Source organism: Leifsonia sp. KNZ13-11D, assembly GCF_056754895.1.
This window is the reverse complement of the sequence record NZ_JBPGWU010000001.1, coordinates 2,727,726-2,750,779: the sequence shown is the minus strand read 5'-3', so window position 1 is coordinate 2,750,779 and position 23,054 is coordinate 2,727,726. Positions and strand designations below refer to the sequence as shown.

The window sequence follows — 23,054 nt, the reverse complement described above, 5'->3', positions numbered from 1 at the left end:
GACCGTCGCGCGCGGAGTGCGCATCCACAGGTGATAAGCTGAGAGCCCGTGGTGGATTATTCAGACGCGGGGCCCTCAGACGGCAAAAGTTCAGCAAACGGCACTACCAAGCACATCTTCGTGACAGGTGGTGTCGTTTCTTCGTTGGGGAAGGGCCTCACGGCGGCCTCTCTCGGCAACCTCCTGACGGCCCGCGGTCTGCGGGTGGTCATGCAGAAGCTGGACCCCTACCTCAACGTGGACCCGGGGACGATGAACCCGTTCCAGCACGGCGAGGTCTTCGTGACCGACGACGGCGCCGAGACCGACCTCGACATCGGCCACTACGAGCGCTTCCTCGACATCAACCTCGGCCAGTCCGCCAACGTCACCACCGGCCAGATCTACTCCAACGTCATCGCCAAAGAGCGCCGCGGCGAGTACCTGGGCGACACCGTGCAGGTCATCCCGCACATCACCGACGAGATCAAGCGCCGGATGCGGCTGCAGGCGCAGCCCGGCCCGGACGGCGAGCCCGCGCCCGACGTGATCATCACCGAGATCGGCGGCACGGTCGGCGACATCGAGTCGCAGCCGTTCATCGAGTCGGCGCGCCAGGTGCGCCACGAGCTGGGACGCAAGAACTGCTTCTTCGTGCACGTCTCCCTCGTGCCGTACATGAACGCGTCCGGTGAGCAGAAGACCAAGCCCACGCAGCACTCGGTCGCCGCGTTGCGCTCCATCGGCATCCAGCCGGACGCGCTGGTGCTGCGCAGCGACCGTCCGGTCTCCGAGGGCAACAAGCGCAAGATCGCGCTGATGTGCGACGTGGACGAGCAGGCCGTCGTGAACGCGGTCGACGTGCCGAGCATCTACGACATCCCGACCATGCTGCACGAGCAGGGCCTCGACGCATACATCATCGACCAGCTCGGCCTCGACAAGGCGGACGATGTCGACTGGAACGGCTGGGCGCGGCTCCTCGAGTCGGTGCACGACCCGAAGCACGAGGTCACGATCGGCCTGGTCGGCAAGTACATCGACCTGCCCGACGCGTACCTCTCCGTCACCGAGGCGCTGCGTGCGGGAGGCTTCGCGCACCGCACCAAGGTGAAGCTCAAGTGGATCCCGTCCGACGAGTGCCAGACGCCGGAAGGCGCCGCCGCGCAGCTGTCCGACGTCGACGCGATCTGCGTCCCGGGCGGATTCGGCGTCCGCGGCATCGAGGGCAAGGTGGGTGCGCTCCGCTTCGCGCGCGAGAACGGCATCCCCGCGCTCGGGCTGTGCCTCGGCCTGCAGTGCATGGTCATCGAGTACGCGCGTCACGAGGCCGGCCTCGCCGGTGCGTCGTCGTCGGAGTTCGACCCGGAGACCGAGTTCCCGGTCATCGCGACCATGGCGGAGCAGGTCGACATCATCGCCGGCGGCGACCTGGGCGGCACCATGCGCCTCGGGCTCTACCCCGCGACCCTCGCCGGGGGCTCGCTGGTCGCCGAGCTGTACGGCGCCGACGAGGCGTCCGAGCGCCACCGCCACCGCTACGAGGTGAACAACAACTACCGCGAGCAGATCGCCGACGCCGGTCTCTGGTTCTCGGGCACCTCGCCCGACGGGCACCTGGTCGAGTACGTGGAGCTGCCGCGCGACGTGCACCCCTTCTACGTGGGCACCCAGGCGCACCCGGAGCTCCGCTCGCGGCCGAACCGCGCGCATCCGCTGTTCGCGGGCCTGGTCGGCGCGGCGCTGGACCGCCAGAAGGCGAGCCTGCTGTTCGAGGTCGCCGAGGCGGACGCCGAGATGGTGGCAGAGGCCTGATGGCCGACGCGCCGGGCGCCGACCTGAACGACCAGCCGTTCCGTCCCGAGATCGTGCGGTCGGAGACCGCCTTCGAGGGCAAGATCTGGAACGTCCGGCGCGACGTCTTCCGCTACAACGGCGAGGAGATCACGCGCGAGTACGTCGACCACACCGGCGCCGTCGGCATCCTGGCGCTCGACGAGGACGGGAAGGTTCTGCTCATCCGGCAGTACCGGCACCCGGTGCGCCATCGCGACTGGGAGATCCCGGCCGGGCTGCTCGACAAGCACTCCGAGGACCCGCTGACCGCGGCCCAGCGGGAACTGAGCGAGGAGGCCGACCTCGAGGCCGACGAGTGGAACGTGCTCGCCGACGTCTTCACCAGCCCCGGCGGCAACGACGAGGCCATCCGCATCTACCTCGCCCGCGGCATCCGCTCGACCGGTTCCGCGTTCGCGCGCGAGGCGGAGGAGGCCGACATCGAGGTGCGCTGGGTCCCGCTCGACGACGCGGTCGAGGCCGTGCTGCAGCGGCGCGTCCACAACGCGCCGCTCATCATCGCGCTGCTCGCGGCGCGCACCGCACGGGAGCAGGACTGGAGCACGCTCGGCGCCGCGACCGAGCCGTGGCCGAGCCATCCCAAGCTGAGCAGATGACCGTCGCGGCCGATGTCGACGCGTTCCTGCGGCACGTCGCCATCGAGCGCGGGCTCTCGCCGAACACCGTCGCCGCCTACCGCCGCGACCTCGCGGTCTACTCGGCGTGGCTGCAGCGGGAAGGGAACGACGACCTCCGGCAGGTGACGCCGGCCACGCTGTCCGCGTTCGCCGTGCACCTCGGGACCCGCGAGGAGTCGCCGCTCACCGCATCCTCTCTCGCCCGGATGCTGTCGACGGTGCGGGGCTTCCACCGGTTCCTGCTCGACGAGAGCAGGGTCGAGGTGGATGCGTCCCGCGACCTGCGCCCGCCGAAGCTCCCCAGCCGGCTACCCAAGGCGATCTCGGTGGAGCAGGTCTCCGCGCTGCTCGCGGCCACCGACGGCGACGACGTCGCCGCTCTGCGCGACAAGGCACTGCTCGAGCTGATGTACGCGACCGGCGCCCGCGTGAGCGAGGCCGTGAACCTCAACGTGGACGACGTGATCGACTCCGACATCGTGCGCCTCACCGGCAAAGGCAGCAAGCAGCGGATCGTGCCGCTCGGCAGTTACGCGCAGGCGGCGGTGTCCGCGTACCTCGTGCGCGCCCGGCCGGTGCTGTCGGCGAAGGGGAGGGCGACGCCCGCCCTCTTCCTCGGGATGCGCGGCGCACGGCTCTCCCGTCAGAACGTCTGGCTCATCATCCGCGCCGCCGCCGAGCGGGCGAAGCTCGACGTCGAGATCTCGCCGCACACGCTGCGGCACTCCTTCGCCACCCACCTGCTGGCCGGCGGGGCCGACGTGCGGGTGGTGCAGGAACTGCTGGGTCACTCGTCCGTGGCGACGACGCAGATCTACACGCTGGTCACGGCCGACACCCTGCGCGACGTCTACGCGACGTCCCACCCTCGCGCGCGCTGAGTCTGCCGCGGTTCGTCACGTTCGCGGGTGCTCGCGCCGCCGCCGACGTGACGAAGCGCGGCAGTCGTGACGCGCGCCGCAGTCGGGCGCTCGGGGGCGCCGGGTGGTCCGAAAATGACCGCAATAAGCGTGCCCCGCATCGAATCAAGTAGAACTGACCCGGCGCAATCGTCCGCGCCGCCCTCCCGACCCGGTCGCACCCGAACGCGAACCGCGCAACGAACGGCACATGTCAGCATTCTTCGAAGATCTCCTTCGACGCGCTCACCACCGTCGCGGTCACGCGCGACCGCGCAAGCGGTGATGCCGTCCTGCTGCGCTCCTCCGGGGAGCGCCTCGTCCAGGTGAGCGTCGGCGACCGGGTGTCGCTGTCCGTGCGGACGGCGGCCGGTGAGCGCCGCGTGAACGGCGGCGAACTGGGCGAGGTGGTCCTCGACGGTGTGTTCGCGATCGCCTACCGCGACCCCGCGGGTGCGGTGCCGGCTCCCGCCGTGCCGGCTCCGGTCGTGCCGGCTCCGGTCGTGCCGGCTCCGGTCGTGCCGGACGACGACGACGGCAACCTCGACGCGACCGTCCTCGGGGTGTTCCATCGTGCATGGACGGGAGGCACCGGCCCGGCCGGCACGGTGCTCGTCGGCCGGACCCCGCTCGGTGTGGTGGTCTCGCACGGCGGAACGAGCGAACGGCGCCGGGTCGACGGCCCGCTCTACATCGGGCGTTCTCCCGTCGTCCCGCCGGAGGCCGATGAGCGGACCGCCCTCCTGCTGAGCACGCCGGGCGCCTCCGACCGCGTCTCCGAGACGCATCTCCTGCTCACGGAGCGGGCCGGCCGGCTCGTCGCGCGCGACCTCTGGTCCGCCGGTGGGACCGAGGTCGCACCGGTGTCCGGCCGCCCCTACCGGCTGGCGCCGGGGGAGCAGCTCCCGATCGCTCCAGGCACCCGGCTGACCCTCGGCGGGGATGTGGTCGTCGAGGTGGAGGGCGAACCCGGTGTCGCGTAGGCTCCCCGAGCAGCCGCCTGTCCTGCCGGGCTACACGTACCTGCGTCCTCTCGGTTCGGGCGGCTTCGCCGACGTCTCCCTGTACGCCCAGTCGATGCCGCGGCGCACCGTGGCCGTGAAGGTGCTGCTCTCCTCCGTGTCGGACAGCGTGGTGCGTGAGATGTTCCTCGCGGAATCGACGGTGATGGCGCACCTCGCATCGCACCCGTCGGTGCTGACCGTGTACGAGGCGGGCCTCGCCCTGGATGGGCGCCCCTACCTCGCCATGGAGTACTGCCCGTCATCGTTCGGTGCCAGGATGCGCTCGGAGGTCATCCCGATCGGGACCGTGCTGCAGACCGCCATCGGGATCGGCGGTGCGCTGGAGGCAGCCCACCGCAGCGGGGTGCTGCACCGCGACGTCAAGCCGTCCAACCTCCTGATCACCGAGTACGGCCGGGCGGTGCTCGCCGACTTCGGGATCGCGGCTGCGATCTCGCACGCCGAGGCCCGCGAGGCCGGGGCCTTCTCCCTCCCGTGGTCGGCCCCCGAGGTGGTCGCGGGCGCGACGGCGGGCACGGTCCGTTCAGAGGTGTGGTCGTTCTGCGCGACGCTCCACGGCCTGCTGTCGGGGCGGTCCCCGTTCGAGTCGCCGGGCGGCGCGGACGGACGTGAGGACCTGGCGCGGCGCATCCTCGGTCGTCGCGCGGTGGCGCCGGTCGCTCGCGAGGATGTGCCCGCTGCGCTCCGGCGGCTGCTGGCCGCGGGACTCAGCCGGGATCCCGCCGAACGTCCGGGGACGATCCTCGACGTGGTGCGCGAGCTCCAGGCCATCGAAGCGGGGCTTGCGCTCCGCCCGACGCCTGTCGATGTGCCCTCGGCGCGCATGGTCGGCTCGCTGCCGCTCGGGGGACCGGCGGATGCGAGGACGGGCGGGGCGACGGGCGCAACGGGGGCGGGCGGGACGAGTGGTCCCACCGGCCGCACCGCGCAGCGCCGCCGCCGCACCCGCCACCCGGACACCGTGTCGAGGTCCGCTCCGGACGGCGGCACGAGCGCCGGGCGGTTCGGCTCCCACTCCTCCTCGCAGCCGTCGACACGGTCCGCCGGGTCGCCGCGGCTCCTCCGCTCCGCCCGGACCTGGGGGCTCGCCGTCGCGGCAGGCGCGGTCGTCGCCGCCGTCGTCGGCGGGACCGCAGCGTCCCTCCCCGGCGATGCCCCGCGCGTCCGGCAGCTGAGTGCGACCAGCGCGGGGGACGCGGTGCGCTTCGCGTGGGCGGACCCGGGCGTCGCGGCGGGCGACCGGTACGTCGTCCGCGTGCAGGGCGTCGCAACGCCGCCGCGCACACGCCGTTCCTTCGTCGTCGAACGGACGAACGGGGAGCGCATCTGCGCGACGGTGACCGTCGTCCGGGACGGCCGTTCCGGGCCGTCGAGCGACTCCACCTGCGCGGGAGGTCGCTCGTGATCCGCGCGCGCCGCCGCCTTCCTCCGGGCTCCCCGCACCCCTCCCGGCTCGGTCGCGCGATCATCGCCACCGTGTCGGCCGCCGCCGTGGCGGTCACGGTCGCCTGCGCCGTCCTCTCGCCGGGCTACGTGCGGCAGCAGCTCGACCTGGACGACGGATCCGTGTGGGTGCCCAGCGGCGCGCACCGGCTGATCGGCCATGCGAACACGGAGATCGGCGCGCTGAGCACCGCCTTCGGGTCGCCGTCCTCGAAGGTGGCGCTCATCCAGGACGCCACCCACCTGATGGTGGAGGACCCGTCGCAGAACGTCCTGGCGGTCGCATCGCCGGCGGATGCGACGATCACGACGACCGTGTCCCTCCCGGCGGGCGGCAGCCGGGTCGTGGACGCCGGAGACCGGCTGGGCATCTACCGCCCCACGACCGGCGACGTCTGGGTCGTGGCGAAGGACGATGCGGGCGCGTTCCAGGCGACCAGCCGACCGACGCTCTCCCTCGGTGCGGATGCGGTGCTCGCCGCCGACTCGGAGGGGCGCTTCGTCGGTTTCTCCGCGAAGACCCACGTCCTGACCACCGGGCGCCTCGACGCCCCGGACGGTGTCACCGCCTCGCACCTGGCCGTCGCCGTCCGATCCGGAGGCCTGCAGGCGACGCTCGTCGCCGGGCGCCCCGCGATCTACGATCCGGCGTCGGGGCGGCTGTGGCTGGACGGTTCGCCGATCGCGCTCGGCGCGGAGCTTCCGAAGCCGTCGTCGGCGGTCCTGATGCGTCCCGCCGCCGACGGCGACCGGCTCCTCATCGCGCATTCCGCCGGGCTTCTCGGCATCGACCTCGCCGGTCACGCGGTCCGGCGCATCGGGCCGCAGACGACCCGGGGCACCACGACCGCTCCAGTCCGTGTCGGAGGATGCGAGTACGCGGCATGGTCGAACGGTGTCGCGTACCGGCTCTGCGGGCCGGGCTCGGGGTCCGGTCGCGGCCAGGACTCCCCACGCGAGGTCCGGCTGGCCTCCTCGGGCGGTGCGGCCGTGTCGCTGCTGGTGAACGCCCGGCGGGTCGTGGCCAACGACGCTGCCAGCGGCCGCACGTGGGCGCTCCAGAACGGCGGGCGCCTGATCGACAACTGGGGCGACTTCGTCGAGCCGTCGAACACGGTCGAACTGGAGCAACAGCGGGAGGACGTCCCGCCCCGCACCGAGCCCGACCAGCAGCCGCCCACAGCCGCCGACGACGCGTTCGGTGCGCGCGCGGGCCGTCCGAACACGTTCCCCGTGCTGCTCAACGACAGCGATCCGAACGGGGATCCGCTGATCATCACGGCCGTGGAGAGCCTCCCTGCCGAGGCCGGCCGCCTCGACGTGGTGGACGACGCGCAGAAGGTGCAGCTGACCGCCGCGCCCGGCGCCGCAGGAACCCGCACCTTCCGGTACACCGTCGACGACGGGCGCGGAGGCACCGCTCAGGCGAGCGTGACGGTGACCTTCGTCCCGTCGTCGCAGAACGGGCCCCCGCGTCAGGTGCGGCCCACCCGCACGTCCGTGGCGTCCGGAGGCACCGTCTCGGCGATGACGCTCGGCGACTGGGTCGACCCGGAGTCCGACCCCGTCTACCTCGCCGATGCGACGGCCACACTGCCCGATCGGGTGGAGTTCGCGGCCGACGGCCGGGTGGAGGTCACCGACGGCGCCACGGGACCGGGACTGCGGTCCGTCGGGCTGGTGGTCTCCGACGGCTCCGCGGAGGGTGCGGGACAGCTCTCCGTCACGGTCGGGGCGGCCGGCGCCGTCCCGATCATCGCCGACGCGTTCTCCATCACCGGCTACGTCGGCCGCGATGTGCAGGTCGCACCCCTCGGGAACGTGCGGGGCGGCACCGGGACGCTGCGGCTGAACGGCGTGTCGGCTCCGGGCGACTCCGGTGTGACGATCGTGCCCGACTATCCCGCCGGGACCTTCGTGGTGTCCGCGTCCCGAGCCGGTACGCACCTGCTGACGTACACGGTGACCGACGGCACCCAGAACGCGAGCGGGCTGGTCCGGCTGGAGGCGCTGAGCCCTCCCGATCACCCCGGCCCCCCGTTCACCCGTCCCTCGACCGCCTTCGTGCACCTCCGCGACACGCGGAGTGTCGACGTGCTCGCCGACGACATCGATCCGGGTGGCGGGGTGCTCACCCTGCAGAGCGTCGCGGAGGTGCCGCCGACCCTGTCTGTCGGCATCGTGGACGGGAGGGAGCTGAGCGTCACCCTGCTGAGGTCGCTCGATGCCGGCCCGGCGGTGTTCACCTACTCGGTGACGAACGGGACCGCCGATGCCACCGGCACGGTCACGATCATCCAGATCCCCGAACCGCTCAAGCTCCGCCCGCCGGTGGCGAACCCGGACGCGGTGAGCGTCCGCGTCGGCGCCGTCGCCGACATCCCGGTGCTGGAGAACGACGTGCAACCGGACGGCCGGCCGCTGCTGCTCAACCCGACTCTCGCGCAGGATGTGGGGCGCGACCAGGGGACGCTCTTCGCCGCCGCCGACCGGCTGCGGTACCTCGCGCCGAGCCGGCCGGGCACCTACACGGCTGCCTACGCGGTCTCCACCACGGACGGTCAGACGGCGACGGCGGCCGTGACCATCACCGTCCGTGCCGTGGACATCGCCAAGAACCGCGCGCCGGTCCCGGTGGCCGTGGAGGCACGGGCGGTCGCCGGCGAAAGCGTGACCATCCCCGTCCCGCTCTCCGGGATCGACCCGGACGGTGACGAGGTGACCCTCGTCGGGCAGGCCGCACCGCCCCGTCTCGGCGTCGTCTCCGGCACGACGGCCACCGCGCTCCGGTACACCGCATCCGCCCGCACGGCGGGGACGGACACCTTCTCGTACACCGTGGTGGATGCGCTGGGGGCGGTGGCGACCGGAACGATCCGCGTCGGGGTGACCGCGCCCACCGGCACGGCGGTGCCGCCGGTGGCCCACGACGATGCTGTCGTCACGCGTCCCGGGACCAGCCTGCATGTCGACGTCGTCGACAACGACACGGACCCGCAGGACGGTGCGTTGAGCATCGTCGCCGTCCAGTCCGCTTCGACGGCCGCGCCGACCCATTCGCGGACGACGATCAGTCTGCGGGCTCCCGACGCCGAGGGAGCCTACGGGGTGCTCTACACGGTCCAGAACCCGCGGGGCGGCCAGGCGAGAGCCTGGCTCTACCTGCAGGTCTCCCGGGACGCGCCGCTCGCCGGACCGGTCGCCCGCGACGTCCGTCTGGGACTCGAGGACATCGCCGACCGGCAGAGCGTCGTCGCCGATCCGCTCGCGACCGTCACCTTCACGGAAGGGTCGCGATCCGGCCTCGCCCTCAGCGTGGTCCCCGGGTTCCCGTCGGCGCGCCTCGACGGCGACCGGGTCCGGGTCGACGTCCGCGGGCAGAGCCAGGTCATCCCGTTCCGGGTGCAGCGGAAGGACGACCCGTCGGTCTCCTCGATGGCGTTCATCTGGGTTCCGGGCACCGAGGGGGCACGTCCCGAACTCCGCACGAACGCGCCGGCTCTCACCGTGAAGAGCGGTGCCACCCTCACCATCCCGCTGCGCGACCATGTCATCGCGGCGAACGACCGGAAGGTGCGGATCGCCGATCCGTCGAGCGTGTCCGCGACCTTCTCGGACGGTTCCGGCCTCACCGTCGACGACGCGACGCTGAGGTTCGTGTCGGCGAACGAGTACGTCGGTCCGGCCGGCATCACCGTCACCGTCACCGACGGGGATCCCGGTCGTGGCGGCAATCAGGCGACCCTGACCCTCCCGATCACCGTGACGCCGGCGAAGGAGCAGCCGCCGAAGCTCTCGGGCACGTCGGTGCAGCTGGAGAGCGGGGCGGGGCTCTCGGTCGACCTCGGGGCGCTCACCGACTACGCCGGGCCACGGAGCTCGCTGAGGTATGCGGTCGAGTCGGGCCCGGGCGGAGCCGTCACCGCGTCGGTGGACGGCTCATCGTTGCGGCTGACAACGGCGGCGGGCGCTGCGACGGGCACGACGTCCAGGATCGCCGTGTCCGTCCGGGACAGGAACGGCGCGGGATCGTCGGCGACGGTCGACGTGACCGTGACCGCGGTGGTCCGTCCGCCCGTCTCTCCGATCGACGACACCCTCACGATCAAGCGGGGGGAGTCGGCGAGCGTCGACGTGCTGACGAACGACGAGGCGACGAATCCGTTCCCCGGGCAGCCGCTGCGGCTCGTCGACGTCGACACCTCCGCGCTTCCTCCGGGTATCGCGGCGAGACGCGGCTCCAGCACGGTGACGGTCTCCGTCGGAGCGCAGGCGCCCACCGGGACCGTGTCCATCCCGTACACCGTGGCCGACTCGACCGGGGATCCCGCACGGCAGGCGTCCGCGCGGATCGCGGTGAGCATCCTGGATGCGCCCGACCGCCCATCCAGCGCTCCCGGGGTGGTGTCCACCTCGGTCGACGACTCCTCCGTCGTCCTGAGCATCCCCGCGACCTACCCGAACAACTCGCCGATCACGTCGTATCGCGTCGAGGCTGTCGGCGGCGGTCCCTCGGCGGACTGCGCGCCCGGGGCGTCGTGCGTGGTCCCGGGGCTGTCGTCCGGCGAGACGTACCGGTTCGTCGTGCGCGCGACGAACGCGATCGGCGACGGCCCCTGGAGCGAGCCGAGCGCGCCCGTCGTGGTCGACGCTCTTCCCACCGCGCCCGCCGCCTCCATCGCCCCGGACCCCGACGATCGCTCCGGCGGCACTCTCGACCTCGGCTGGGGGCTCGGGCGGCAGCCGGCGAAGGCCTCCGCTCCCACCGCGCTCCATGTCACCGTCACCGGGGGCGGGAGCACACTGGTCGACCGCGACTATCCGGTCTCCTCGACCGGCGACAGGATCGACGGCGCGATCCCGGGGGCCGCATACGCGATCTCGGTCGTCGTCGTCAACCGCAGCGGATCCGGACCCGCCGCCACGGCGACCACGACGGCGATCGCCGCTCCGGTCTTCGTGGATGCGTCGGTGACCGTCGTCCGTGAGGGACCGGGCGGCAGCCCGACCGTTCACTGGGCCGTCGAGAGCGGGGCGGGTGACGTGTCCTTCGTCGTGGCGGCCGGCGACGTCTCGGCCGGGCCGTGCGGAGCCGTCGGCACGCGAGCGGACGGTTCGTCGTGGACCGACCCCGGGCCGGCGATCGACGGCGCGGTGTACACCGTCTTCGCCCGGAACGGACTGTTCTGCACCGCTGCGTCGACGCCGCCGCTGGACGCCCAGCGGCCCGCGATGGACGCGTCCGTCCAGCTGCTGTCCCGGCCGGATGCCAGTGGCTCGACGCGATCCGACATCTACGTCGCCGTGCAGAACGCGGTCAACGCGGACCGTATCGAGTACGCGATCGTACCGGCGACGAACGACAGCGGCACCGCCTCCGCCTGGACGACGCTGCCGAGTTCCGCAGGGTTCGTGACGGGGCCGGGAACGGCCGTCGCGGACAGCGTCGCCTACGTCGTCCGCGTCCGCGCGTGCGGCGTCTACGAATGCACGCCGCCGCAGACCTTCGGAACGGACCCGCTCTCTCCCCGGCTCATCCCGGGGCCTGACGTGCCGCCCGTCCCCGACCCCTCCCAGGAGAACCAGCGATGATCCCGCACCCGGATGAACAGCTCACCCCCATGACGCTCGAGCAGGCGGCGTGGTTCCAGTCCGCCTTCACGACGCTCGTGGACAACGTCGAGCAGGTGCTGCGCGGCAAGCCGCACGTCGTGCGGCTGGCGCTCGCCGCCCTGCTGAGCGAGGGACATCTGCTGCTCGAGGACTACCCCGGTACGGGCAAGACCTCGCTGGCCCGCGCCATCGCCCAGTCGGTCGGAGGCACCAGCCGGCGCATCCAATTCACCCCGGACCTCCTGCCGGGCGATGTCACCGGGATGAGCGTGTACGACCAGAAGGCGGCCGAGTTCGAGTTCCACCGGGGACCGGTCTTCACGAACATCCTGCTGGCGGACGAGATCAACCGGGCCAGCCCGAAGACGCAGTCGGCGCTGCTCGAGGTGATGGAGGAGTCCCGCGTCACCGTCGACGGCGTCGGCTACGGCGTCCCCGACCCGTTCATGGTCATCGCGACCCAGAACCCCGTCGAGCAGGCCGGCACCTACCGCCTCCCCGAGGCGCAGCTCGATCGCTTCATGATGAAGACGACCCTGGGCTACCCCGACGCGGTGGCGACCCGCGCGATCCTCGAAGGGGCCAGGACGAAATCCCACCAGCGGGTGCTGCCGCCGGTGCTCCGGGTGGAGCAGCTGGCCTCGATGATCGAGATCGCCAAGCTGACGACCACCGATCCTGCCGTACTGGACTACGTGGCCCGGCTGATCGACGCGACCCGGTCGTCGGCCGAAGTGCGGCTCGGCGCGAGCATCCGCGGTGCGCTCGCCCTGGTCCGGGCGGCCATGACGTGGGCGATCAGCCAGGGGCGCACCTACGTGCTCCCCGACGACGTCAAGACGCTCGCCGAGCCGGTGCTGGCGCACCGCTTGATCCTCGACGCCGAGGCCGAGTTCGACGGGGTCACCGCGTCGAGCGTGATCGCCGGCGTCCTGCTGGATGTGACCCCTCCCGCCGAGCGGATGGCGGTGTGACGCCGCCCACGCTCCGCGCCGTCGTCGAGGTGGTCACGCCGTCCGGGTGGGCCGCACTGGCGACGGCGGCCGTCGCCCTCGTCGCCGGCTACGCGGCCGGCTGGGCCGAACTGGTCGCCGTCGGGTTCGCGCTGGCGCTGCTGTGCGCACTCTGCGCCCTGCTGCTGATCGGGCGCCCGGGCGAGGGCGTACGGCTGGAGGTGGCCGCGGAGCGTACGACCGTCGGGTCGCCGGTCCCCGCGCGGGTCGTCCTCGCGGGGTCGCACTCGCTGCTCGGCGGTCCGAGGCTCGAGGTGCAGGTCGGCGACGCGGTGCTCGGCCTGGGCGCCGGGCGCCGTCCTTCTCGCGCGACCGCTCGCGCGACCGTCGGAGGGGAGCGCTGGAGCGGCTTCGACGTTCCCGCCGACCGGCGCGGCGTCGTGGTCGTGGGGCCGGTGCGGTCGGTCCGGGGCGACCCCGTCGGCCTCTTCCGGCGGCGCGTCGAGCGGACGCCCACATTCGCCGTCGCGGTGCATCCGACGACGGTCGCCGTGCCGTCGACGAGCACCGGCTTCGTCCGCGACCTCGAGGGCAACCCGACGCGCGACCTCACCGCCGGCGACATCTCCTTCCATGCCCTCCGCGAGTACCGCCCCGGGGACGAGCCGCGGCACATCCACTGGAAGTCGACGGCGCGGAGCGGCGAGCTCATGGTGCGGCAGTTCGAGGAGACGCGCCGGAGCCATCTCGTGATCGGGCTCGGCCTCTCCTGGAGCGACTTCGCCACCCACGAGGAGTTCGAGCTGGCCGTGTCCGCCGCCGCGTCCGTCGCGGTGCGTGCCATCCGCGACGGACGCGAGGTGACCGCGATCACCAGCCCGACGGGGGAGGGCGGCGGAGCGGCGGCGGCGTCCCGGCTGCCCGTTCTGCTGCCGACGGTCACCCCGACGCGGTTCCTGGACGCCGTCTCCGGCGTGGTGCTCGGCAGCTCCGACGTCGGGGTGGACGGGCTCGCGGCCCTCGCTTCCACCGTCGTCGCGGGCATCTCCCTGGTCGTCCTCTTCGTCGGCTCGACGCCGAGCGCCCGCGAACTCCGCTCCTGGTCGCTGCGCTTCCCGGCGGGGGTGGATGTCGTGGTGGTGGTCTGCGCGAGCGAGCGGCGGCCGTCGCTGCGTCGGGTGGGCGGGCTGAGCGTGGTGACGATCGGCTACCTGGATGACCTCCGCAGATCCTTGTCGAGGTCCGCCGCATGAGGGGGAGGGCGCCCGACGTGGCCTTCCTCGTCGTCCTGTCGCTGGTGGCGGCGGTGCCGCTCTGGCCGACGTACCTGCATCCGCAGGTGATCGTCACGGTCGTCGTGGGCATCGCCGTCGGGACCGCGCTCGCGGTCGTCGCCGCGGCACGTCGGTGGCCGCTGGTCGTGCTCGTGGTCGCCACAGCCGTCGCCTTCCTGGCCGTCGGGGTGCCCGCGGCCCTGCCGGACCGCGCGGTCGCGATCGTCATCCCGACCCTCGATGGTGTGCGGGACCTCGTCATCGCCTGCGGGGCGGCCTGGAGGAAGATGCTCTCGGTGGAGCTTCCGCTCGGCGCCTCCGACGGGCTCCTCGTGCCCGCGCTCATCGTCTCGCTGGGTTGCGCGGTGGTGGGCGGGACGGTCGTGCTCCGGTCCCGCCGACCGGCGCTCGCGCTCGCCGCGCCGACGGTGCTCCTGGTGTTCGCCCTGCTCGTGGGGCCGGCGACGAGCGTTCAGCTCGGCTGGCCTCTCGCCGGAGCGGCCGGGATGCTGCTCGTCGCGATGGTCTGGACGTCCCGCGGCATCGGGCGGCCCCGGATCCGGGCGCACGAGGACGCTGTCGCTCGACGCTTCGGGCGCACCGCCGGGACGATGGCGCTGGTGCTGGCCTGCACGGCCGCCGGTGCGTGGGCCGCGGGCGCGGTGCCGCCGGCGTCGTCGCGGGCTGCGGTCCGGGACCTGGTCCGTCCGCCGTTCGACCCGAGCCGGCTGGTGAGCCCCCTCGTGGGCTACCGCAACAGCGTCCTCGCCCCGGCGAAGGACGCCCGGGTGATCACCGCTTCGGGGCTGCCCGCTGGCGCCCGCATCCGGCTGGCGACCCTGGACGACTACACCGGGCTGGTCTTCGCCGCGGCGGCCGACGACCGCGACGGCCTGTCCGGCGTGTACGAGCGGGTGCCCCTGCGCGTCGACCGAACGGCCCCGTCCCCGGGGCAGCCGGTCAGCGTGCGCCTCACCGTCCACGACCTCAACGGAGTGTGGTTGCCCACCGTCGGCGCCCTCGACTCCATGGAGTTCGCTCCGGCGGACCGTGGGCGGGCAGACGACTTCTACTACGACCGCGCCGTCTCGGGGGCGGTGCTGGCCGGGGGAGTGGATGCGGGCCTCGGCTACACCGTGCACGCGCACGTGGCGCCGGATGCCGACGACGCCGCGATCGCCCGGCTGCGACCGTCCGCGGCCCACCAGGCGCACGCGGACGCCACTCCGCAGGCATTGGCGGACGCAGTCGCTCGCAACAGCGGTTCCGGAAGCCCGGGCCGGCGGCTGCTCGCCCTGACGACCTGGTTGCGCAGCGGGTACATCAGCCACTCCGCTCCGGGCGAGCCGCCGAGTCGTGCCGGGCACTCGAGCGACCGGCTCGCCGCCCTCGTCACCGAGGCGCCGATGCTCGGCGACGCGGAACAGTACGCGCCCGCGCTGGCGCTGATGGCGCGCGAGCTCGGTTTCGCCTCACGGGTCGTCGTCGGCTACGCCCGCGGAGACACCGCGAACCGGGGCGACGTGACGTTCACAGCCGGCGACCTCACCGCGTGGGTGGAGGTGCAGGATGCGTCCGGCGGCTGGACGGCGATCGATCCGGTGCCACCGGTGCGGCCGGTTCCCGCCGACGATCGGACGAGCCGCGAGGTCGTGGCGCACCCGCTCAGCGTGCCGCCCCCGCCTCCGCCGGTCCGCCAGCACAGCGAGTCCGCCGGGACGGGGGACGACACGCACCGGAAGGCTGCACCCGAGGCACCGCTGTGGCTGACGATCCTCGGCTCGGTCCTGGCGGTGGTGGTCGTCGTCGTCCCCGTCTCCGCGCTGCTGCTCGCGCCCCTGTGGGTCACCGCGGCGCTGCGGGGGGCGCTGCGTCGCCGGCGACGGCGACGCGACGAGGCGGAGCATCGGCTCTCCGGCGCCTGGGACGAGCTGATCGACCGGCTGACGGACGCGGGGGTCGCCCTCCCGCCGTCGGCGACGCGCCGGGAGGTCGCCACCGCGACGGGCCGTGACTCGGTGCGGCGGCTGGCGGAACGTGTGGACCGCTCGGTGTTCGACGCTGGCACCGTGCGTCCCGCCGACGTCGAAGCCGCCTGGGACGAATCCACCAGGGTGGCGGCCGAGCTCGGCGAGGGGAGGTCGCGACTCGAACGGCTGCGGATCCGGACCTCGTGGCGTGCCCTCCGACGCCGGGCGCGACCAGTCAGGCGCCATGCTACCGGGCGTGACGGCGCCGCGGGGCCCGGCGACGCAGCCAGACGTAGACGGAGCGCGCGTCGCCCCCGGCCCGGCGCGTCGCCGTGAAGCCGAGCTTCCGCAGCACGCCGAACGACGGGGCGTTCCATGTGGCCACGGTCGCCCAGAGGATCGGGAAACCGGCGGCGAACGCCGCATCCGCCACCGCGGACGCCGCCTCGGTCGCGTAGCCGCTGCCGACGTGCCTGCGGAGCAGCTCGTAGGCCAGCTCAGGCTGCGCCGCGCTCGCCCGGCCGACCACCAGTCCGCAGTACCCGACGGCCTCACCGGTCTCGGCGACCTCGATCGCGTACAGGCCGAAGCCCCGCTCGTCGAAGCGGCGGCGCTGCTCGTCCAGCCTCTCGCGCTCCTCCTCGGGCGACCGGGGGTCGCGGCCGACGGGATGCTCGGCGAGCAGCGCGAGGTTCCACTCGGCGTCGCGGCCGTCGCGCGGGCGCAGACGCAGGCGAGGGGTCTCCAGGACGGGCGGCATCGGCTGCACGCGGCCAGCGTACCGAACCGCCGGGCGCGCGCCCCGCAAGCGGGGCACGGCGCGGATAGACTGTCCCCTTGAAAGACCGCCCACGAGAGGGACGAGGAACACCCAGGTGACGCGCAACGACGAGGTCGAGACCCAGCTTCCGGGCATGGATGCCGCATCCATCGCCGTGAAGCCCGGCCCCACCGGTCGCCCGCAGCGCGCGTTCCCGGCGCCCGCCCCGCTGACGCAGCACGGACCGGCCAAGATCATCGCCCTCTGCAACCAGAAGGGCGGCGTCGGCAAGACGACGACGAGCATCAACCTCGGCGCATCGCTCGCCGAGTACGGCCGCCGCGTGCTCGCGGTCGACTTCGACCCGCAGGGCGCCCTCTCCGCCGGGCTGGGCGCCCGCACGCACGACGCCACGACGGTCTACGACCTGCTGCTGAACCGCCACGCGGACGTGCAGGAGGCCATCCAGACCACCTCGACGGCCGGCCTCGACATCATCCCGGCCAACATCGACCTCTCCGCGGCCGAGGTGCACCTGGTCAACGAGGTTGCCCGCGAGCAGATCCTCGCCGGCGTCCTGCGGAAGGTCGCCAACGACTACGACGTGATCCTGGTCGACTGCCAGCCCTCGCTCGGCATCCTCACCGTCAACGCGCTGACCGCGAGCCACGGCGTGCTCATCCCTCTGGAGTGCGAGTACTTCGCGCTGCGCGGCGTCGCGCTGCTGATCGAAACCATCGACAAGGTGCGCGAGCGCCTCAACCCGGCGATCGAGCTCGACGGCATCCTGGCCACCATGTACGACTCCCGCACGCTGCACTCGCGCGAGGTGCTGGAGCGCGTCGTCGACGCCTTCGGCGACCGGGTGCTCGAGACCGTGATCTCGCGCACCGTCAAGTTCCCGGACGCGTCGGTCGCGGCCACCCCGATCACGCAGTTCGCGCCCGAGCACCAGGCGGCGGAGGCGTACCGCCAGCTGGCGCGGGAACTGGTGTTCCGTGGCGCCGTCGCCTGATACGACCGAACCGGGCACGACCGAACCGGGCACGACCGAGCCGGGCACGACCGAGCCGGGCACGACCCTTCCCGCCGAGGAGTCGTCCGGTTTCCGCGTCTCCCTCGGCGAGTTCGAGGGTCCGTTCGACCTGCTCCTGTCGCTCATCACGAAGCACGAGCTCGACATCACCGAGATCTCGCTGAGCCGGGTGACCGACGAGTTCATCGCCTACCTGCGCGCGCTCGACACCGAGGAGAGCCTGGACGAGGCGAGCGAGTTCCTGCTCGTGGCCGCCACCCTGCTCGACCTGAAGGTGGCCGGACTGCTGCCGCAGGGCGAGCTGGTGGATGCGGAGGATGTCGCACTGCTGGAGGCGCGCGACCTCCTGTTCGCCCGCCTGCTGCAGTACCGCGCCTTCAAGGAGGCGTCGTCGTGGTTCGCCGAGCGGCTCGAAGCCGAGGGTTCCCGGCACGCGCGCCTCGTGCGGCTGGAGGACAAGTTCCGCCAGCGCACGCCGGAGCTGGTGTGGACACTGAGCCTCGACGACTTCGCGGCTCTCGCCACCCTGGCGATGACCCCGCGCGAGGTGCCCGTCGTCGGTCTCGACCACCTGCACGCGCCGCTGGTCAGCATCCGGGAGCAGGCGGCGATCGTGGTCGGGATGCTGCGTCACGGCGAGCCGATGAGTTTCCGCCAGCTGGTGGCCGGCGCCGAGCAGAAGGGCGTCGTCGTCGCGCGGTTCCTCGCCGTGCTGGAACTGTACCGCCGGGCCGCACTGGCGTTCGAGCAGCTGGAGCCGCTGGGCGAGCTGACCCTGCGGTGGACGGCGGAGCACTGGTCCGAGGAGAACCTGTCGAATCTGGGAGCCGACTATGACGGTTGAGAACACGGCCGAGGTCGCGGAGAGCACGGAGGTGACGGACACCACCGAGGTGCCCGCGCCCGTCGACGACGCGCAGATCGAACGCGCGCTGGAGGCCATCCTGATGGTGGCGGACGAGCCCATGAGCATCGTCACGCTGGCCACGGCGGTCGGCGCACCGGTCAAGCGCGTGCGGGCCGCCATCGCGGCACTGGTCGCCGACTTCGACGGCGAGGCGGGCGGCGTCCGGCGCGGCTTCGAGCTGCGTGAGGTGGGTGGCGGCTGGCGCATCTACGTGCGCGAAGAGTACGACGCGGTCGTCTCCGGGTACGTGCTGCAGCAGAATCCGACGAAGCTGTCGCAGGCGGCGCTCGAGACGCTGGCCGTCATCGCATACAAGCAGCCGATCAGCCGCGGCGCGATCGCGTCCATCCGTGCCGTCAACGTGGATTCGGTGGTGCGAACGCTGCTCGGCCGGGGCCTGATCACCGAGCTCTTCACCGACAGCGAGAGCGGCGCCATCAACTACGGGACGACCGACCTGCTGCTCAGCCAGCTGGGCATCGACTCGGTCGACGAGCTGCCGAAGATCTCCCCGCTGCTGGCGGACGGCGCAGACGGGTTCGAGGGCGATGTCCGCTGAGAGCACGGGGCAGGGCGAGCGCCTGCAGAAGGTGATGGCGGCCGCGGGCGTCGCGTCGCGTCGCGTCTCCGAGGAGATGATCGTCGCCGGGCGGGTGACCGTCAACGGCACGGTCGTGCAGGAGCTCGGGACCCGCGTCGACCCGCTCACGGACAAGGTGGCGGTGGACGGCACGGCCGTGCAGCTCGACACCAGCCGCCGCTACGTCATGCTCAACAAGCCGGTCGGCGTGGTGAGCTCGATGCGCGACGAGCAGGGGCGTCCCGACCTCTCGCGCTTCACCGCCGGGTACCCGGAGCGCCTGTTCAACGTCGGACGGCTGGATGCCGAGACCTCGGGCCTCCTCATCCTCACCAACGACGGAGAGCTGGCGCACGTGCTGGCGCACCCGAGCTTCGGCGTGACCAAGACGTACATCGCACGCGTGCGCGGCGTCGTCACCCCGCAGACCATCGGCCGCCTGACGAAGGGCGTCGAGCTCGACGACGGTCCGATCGCGGCCGACCGGGCCAAGCTGCTGCAGGCGAACCCGCGCGGCGACGACTCGCTGGTCGAGATCACGCTGCACTCCGGCCGCAACCGGATCGTGCGGCGGATGCTGGCCGAGGTCGGGCATCCCGTGCTGGAGCTCGTGCGGCGGCAGTTCGGCCCCCTGCACCTCGGGACGCTGAAGGCCGGCCAGCTGCGCGACCTCACCAAGGCCGAGCTCGGGCAGCTCCTGACCATCTCCCGCCAGGGCTGAACGATCCGCTCGGACCGTCGATCCAGGGGTCGCAACACGCCGTCATCCGCGACGCATGACGGCGTGTCTCGCCCCCTCGATGCCATCGGCCGACGGACGTCCGGGGCAGCCTCTAAGGTGGACGGGTGACTGACTCCACCGCCCGCCTCGCCGGTCCCGTCCGCGTCGTCGGCGCGGGGCTGCTCGGCGCATCCGTCGGACTCGGGCTGCGCGCCCGGGGCGTCGACGTGCTGCTCGCCGACGCCTCGCCCGCCCACCTGCGGCTGGCGGCGGACTACGGCGCGGGCCGGATCGACGACGGGGGAGCGGAGCCTGCGCTGATCGTCGTTGCGGTCCCGCCGGACCTCACCGGCCGGGTGATCGCTCAGGAGCTGGCGACGCATCCCGAGGCGATCGTCACGGATGTGGCGAGCGTGAAGGTCGCGCCGCTCGCCGAGCTCGAGGCGTCCGGCCTCGACCTCGCGCGCTACGTCGGCGGCCACCCGCTCGCCGGGCGCGAACGCGGCGGCCCCTCCGCAGGCCGCGCCGACCTGTTCATCGGCCGCCCGTGGGTCGTCGCCGCGCGCCCGGAGAACCCGCGCTCGGCGGTGAGCCTCGTGGAGGCGCTCATCCTCGACCTGGGCGCGACCCCGATCGAGATGGATGCGGACCAGCACGACGCCGCCGTCGCGCTCGTCTCGCACGCGCCCCAGATCGTGTCGTCGCTCATGGCGAAACGGCTGGCGGACTCGCCGGACGCCGCTCTCGCGCTCGCCGGCCAGGGCGTCCGCGACGTCACCCGCATCGCCGCGAGCGAGCCGGAGCTGTGGGTGCAGATCCTCGGCGCCAACGCGCCTGCGATCGTCGAGATCCTGCGCGCCTACCGCGACGACCTCGACCGCGTGCTCGTCGCCCTCGGCGACGTCGACGCCTCCGGGGCGCGGCGCACGATCGCCGAGGAGATCGCCGGCGGCAACATCGGCGTCTCGCGCCTGCCGGGCAAGCACGGCCAGGACCGGAGATATTCGCGCTTCGTCGTGATGGTGGAGGACCGGCCCGGTGAGCTCGCGCGGCTGCTGCACGAGCTCGGCGAGCTCGGCGTGAACATGGAGGACCTGCGGCTGGAGCACTCGCCCGGCGCACCGTTCGGCCTCGCCGACATCGCCGTGCTGCCCGAGGTGGCGCACCGCACGGTCTCCGACCTGACCGAACGAGGATGGAGGATCACCGGATGACCGACACGATCGTCGTCGCCGTCGATGGACCGGCCGGGAGCGGCAAGTCGAGCGTGAGCAAGGCGGCCGCCGCCCGTCTCGGCTGGGCGTACCTCGACACCGGCGCGGCGTACCGCGCGCTCAGCTGGTTCGTCGTCGAGCGCGGGATCGACGCGACGGACTCTTCCGCGGTGATCGACGCCCTCCCCGACTTCGACTACCGGATCGGCACCGACCCGGCGAGCTATCACGTCTTCGTGGGCGACCACGACGTCACGGAGGCCATCCGGACGCCCGAGGTGACGGCGGTGGTGAGCGCCATCGCGCGCGTTCCCGTGGTGCGGTCGTTCCTCACGGAGCTGTTCCGCGACATCATCCGGCACACCGATCGCGACGGAATCGTGGTCGAGGGCCGCGACATCACGACGGTGGTCTGCCCGGACGCCCGTGTGCGCATCCTGCTCACCGCCGACGAAGCCGTTAGAATGGCCAGGCGTTCCGCGGAGCTGGCCGACCATTCCGCCGACCACGTCGGCGAGGCACTGCGGAGGCGCGACGCGGCCGATGCCCGCGTCGTCGACTTCATGAACGCCGCGGACGGTGTGACCACCGTCGACTCCACCGACCTCGACTTCGACCAGACCGTCCACGCGGTCATCCAGGTCGTACAGAAAGCAGCACATGTCTGACATCGAAAACGAGCCCGTCGGCGACGACGACCTCGTCGCCCGGCTCTCGACCCTCGACGAGGACCTCGCGGTCCAGCGCGCGAACGCCCTTCGCAGCGGCCTCGAGGAGTACGAGCTCGACGAGAGCGACCTCGACCTGCTCGAGATCGCCGGCGAGGACGTCGAGGGCATCACCTACCTGCCGGCACTGCCGGTGCTGGCCATCGTCGGCCGCCCGAACGTCGGCAAGTCGGCCCTCGTCAACCGCATCCTGGGCCGCCGCGAAGCGGTCGTGGAGGACACGCCGGGCGTGACGCGCGACCGCGTCTCGTACCAGGCGGAGTGGAACGGCCGCCGCTTCACCCTCGTCGACACCGGCGGCTGGGAGCCCGACGCCCGCGGAATCGACGCCAGCGTGGCCGCGCAGGCCGAGGTCGCGATCGACCTGGCCGACGCCGTGCTGTTCGTGGTGGATGCGACGGTCGGCGCGACCGCCACCGACGAGCGGGTGGTCCGCCTGCTGCGCAAGACCGACAAGCCGGTCTTCCTCGCCGCCAACAAGGTGGACGACGCCCGCCAAGAGCCGTACGCGACCGAGCTGTGGTCCCTGGGTCTCGGTGAGCCGCATCCTGTGTCGGCACTGCACGGACGCGGTGTGGCCGACCTGTTGGACGAAGTGTTGAAGGTCCTGCCCGAGGAGTCCGCCTTCGCCAAGCGCGAGATCGGCGGCCCCCGTCGCGTCGCGATCATCGGGCGCCCCAACGTCGGCAAGTCGTCTCTGCTCAACAAGACCGCGGGAGAGGAGCGCGTCGTCGTCAACGAACTGGCGGGCACCACGCGCGACCCCGTGGACGAGCAGGTCGAGCTGGGCGGTCGCGTCTGGCGCTTCGTCGACACCGCGGGCATCCGCCGCCGCGTGCACCTCCAGCAGGGCGCCGACTTCTACGCCTCGCTGCGCACCTCCACCGCGCTGGAGAAGGCGGAGGTCGCCGTCGTCGTCCTCGACGTCAGCGAGCCGATCAGCGAGCAGGACGTGCGCATCATCGACCTGGTCCTCGAGTCCGGGCGCGCGCTGGTACTCGCGTTCAACAAGTGGGACCTCCTCGACGACGAGCGCCGCCGCTACCTGGAGCGCGAGATCGAGCAAGACCTGGCGCACGTCTCCTGGGCTCCGCGCGTCAACATCTCGGCCCGCACCGGCCGGCACCTCGAAAAGCTGGTGCCCGCGCTGGAGCTGGCGCTCGACTCGTGGGACACGCGCATCCCGACCGGCAAGTTCAACGCCTTCCTCGCCGAGCTCACGGCCGCGCACCCGCACCCGGTGCGCGGCGGCAAGCAGCCGCGCATCCTGTTCGGGACGCAGGCGTCGAGCCGTCCGCCGACATTCGTGGTGTTCACCACCGGGTTCCTCGACCCGGGCTACCGGCGGTACATCATCCGCCGGCTGCGCGAGGTGTACGGCTTCGAGGGCACACCCATCGTGCTCAACATGCGGGTGCGGGAGAAGCGCAAGCGCTGACTCCCGCCGCCCCCGCGGCCCTCCGTCGACTACACGATTT

The 23,054-nt window shown here is 72.6% G+C and carries 17 protein-coding genes; 16 read left to right on the top strand and 1 reads right to left on the bottom strand.

The genetic code is table 11. The annotated features are described in order from the left end of the window. Positions 1 to 48: 48 nt before the first annotated feature. From ACR9Y5_RS13630 to ACR9Y5_RS13590, 9 genes are all read left to right on the top strand, one after another. Positions 49 to 1,794 (top strand): CTP synthase, encoded by a 1,746-nt coding sequence (locus tag ACR9Y5_RS13630; RefSeq protein WP_481298447.1) that lies wholly within the window; start codon positions 49 to 51, stop codon positions 1,792 to 1,794. Continuing rightward, a complete protein-coding gene (locus ACR9Y5_RS13625) occupies positions 1,794 to 2,432 on the top strand; it encodes an NUDIX domain-containing protein (RefSeq protein WP_481298446.1) in 639 nt (212 codons plus the stop codon). The genes ACR9Y5_RS13630 and ACR9Y5_RS13625 overlap by 1 nt, the downstream gene beginning before the upstream one ends. Beyond that, positions 2,429 to 3,334, top strand: a complete 906-nt coding sequence (gene xerD / locus ACR9Y5_RS13620) for a site-specific tyrosine recombinase XerD (protein ID WP_481298445.1) — start codon at positions 2,429 to 2,431, stop codon at positions 3,332 to 3,334. Before ACR9Y5_RS13625 ends, xerD begins: the two co-directional genes overlap by 4 nt. A 344-nt stretch (positions 3,335 to 3,678) precedes the next feature. Continuing rightward, a complete protein-coding gene (locus ACR9Y5_RS13615) occupies positions 3,679 to 4,335 on the top strand; it encodes an FHA domain-containing protein (RefSeq protein ID WP_481298444.1) in 657 nt (218 codons plus the stop codon). Then, positions 4,325 to 5,782, top strand: a complete 1,458-nt coding sequence (locus tag ACR9Y5_RS13610) for a serine/threonine-protein kinase (protein WP_481298443.1) — start codon at positions 4,325 to 4,327, stop codon at positions 5,780 to 5,782. Before ACR9Y5_RS13615 ends, ACR9Y5_RS13610 begins: the two co-directional genes overlap by 11 nt. After that, positions 5,779 to 11,412 (top strand): Ig-like domain-containing protein, encoded by a 5,634-nt coding sequence (locus ACR9Y5_RS13605; protein WP_481298442.1) that lies wholly within the window; start codon positions 5,779 to 5,781, stop codon positions 11,410 to 11,412. Before ACR9Y5_RS13610 ends, ACR9Y5_RS13605 begins: the two co-directional genes overlap by 4 nt. After that, positions 11,409 to 12,407 (top strand): AAA family ATPase, encoded by a 999-nt coding sequence (locus tag ACR9Y5_RS13600; protein WP_481298441.1) that lies wholly within the window; start codon positions 11,409 to 11,411, stop codon positions 12,405 to 12,407. Before ACR9Y5_RS13605 ends, ACR9Y5_RS13600 begins: the two co-directional genes overlap by 4 nt. Then, a complete protein-coding gene (locus ACR9Y5_RS13595) occupies positions 12,404 to 13,639 on the top strand; it encodes a DUF58 domain-containing protein (RefSeq protein WP_481298440.1) in 1,236 nt (411 codons plus the stop codon). The genes ACR9Y5_RS13600 and ACR9Y5_RS13595 overlap by 4 nt, the downstream gene beginning before the upstream one ends. Then, on the top strand, positions 13,636 to 15,966 hold the full coding sequence (locus ACR9Y5_RS13590; protein WP_481298439.1) for a transglutaminase TgpA family protein: 2,331 nt from the start codon (positions 13,636 to 13,638) through the stop codon (positions 15,964 to 15,966). Before ACR9Y5_RS13595 ends, ACR9Y5_RS13590 begins: the two co-directional genes overlap by 4 nt. On the opposite strand, the gene ACR9Y5_RS13585 is transcribed toward ACR9Y5_RS13590, so the two are convergent. After that, entirely contained in the window at positions 15,878 to 16,390 is a 513-nt protein-coding gene (locus tag ACR9Y5_RS13585; protein ID WP_481299584.1) for a GNAT family N-acetyltransferase, read from the bottom strand. The two genes, ACR9Y5_RS13590 and ACR9Y5_RS13585, sit on opposite strands and share 89 nt — an antisense overlap. Before the next feature lie 154 nt (positions 16,391 to 16,544). On the opposite strand from ACR9Y5_RS13585, the gene ACR9Y5_RS13580 reads away from it, so the two are divergent. The 7 genes from ACR9Y5_RS13580 (at position 16,545) to der (ending at position 23,014) form a co-directional block, all read left to right on the top strand. Further along, positions 16,545 to 17,405: a ParA family protein gene (locus ACR9Y5_RS13580; protein ID WP_481299583.1), complete on the top strand. Its 861-nt coding sequence runs from the start codon at positions 16,545 to 16,547 to the stop codon at positions 17,403 to 17,405. Continuing rightward, on the top strand, positions 17,389 to 18,270 hold the full coding sequence (locus tag ACR9Y5_RS13575; protein WP_481298438.1) for a segregation and condensation protein A: 882 nt from the start codon (positions 17,389 to 17,391) through the stop codon (positions 18,268 to 18,270). The genes ACR9Y5_RS13580 and ACR9Y5_RS13575 overlap by 17 nt, the downstream gene beginning before the upstream one ends. Then, the gene (scpB, locus tag ACR9Y5_RS13570; protein ID WP_481298437.1) at positions 18,260 to 18,892 is read left to right on the top strand and encodes an SMC-Scp complex subunit ScpB; all 633 of its coding nucleotides are present in this window, start codon (positions 18,260 to 18,262) and stop codon (positions 18,890 to 18,892) included. Before ACR9Y5_RS13575 ends, scpB begins: the two co-directional genes overlap by 11 nt. Beyond that, a complete protein-coding gene (locus ACR9Y5_RS13565) occupies positions 18,882 to 19,634 on the top strand; it encodes a pseudouridine synthase (protein ID WP_481298436.1) in 753 nt (250 codons plus the stop codon). The genes scpB and ACR9Y5_RS13565 overlap by 11 nt, the downstream gene beginning before the upstream one ends. A gap of 125 nt (positions 19,635 to 19,759) precedes the next feature. Beyond that, positions 19,760 to 20,848 carry a prephenate dehydrogenase gene (locus ACR9Y5_RS13560; protein WP_481298435.1) on the top strand — a complete coding sequence of 363 codons (1,089 nt, stop codon included), beginning with the start codon at positions 19,760 to 19,762 and terminating at the stop codon, positions 20,846 to 20,848. Beyond that, positions 20,845 to 21,516, top strand: coding sequence for a (d)CMP kinase (gene cmk, locus ACR9Y5_RS13555; RefSeq protein ID WP_481298434.1), 672 nt, complete (start codon positions 20,845 to 20,847; stop codon positions 21,514 to 21,516). The genes ACR9Y5_RS13560 and cmk overlap by 4 nt, the downstream gene beginning before the upstream one ends. Beyond that, positions 21,509 to 23,014 (top strand): ribosome biogenesis GTPase Der, encoded by a 1,506-nt coding sequence (der, locus tag ACR9Y5_RS13550; RefSeq protein ID WP_481298433.1) that lies wholly within the window; start codon positions 21,509 to 21,511, stop codon positions 23,012 to 23,014. Before cmk ends, der begins: the two co-directional genes overlap by 8 nt. Positions 23,015 to 23,054 lie beyond the last annotated feature (40 nt).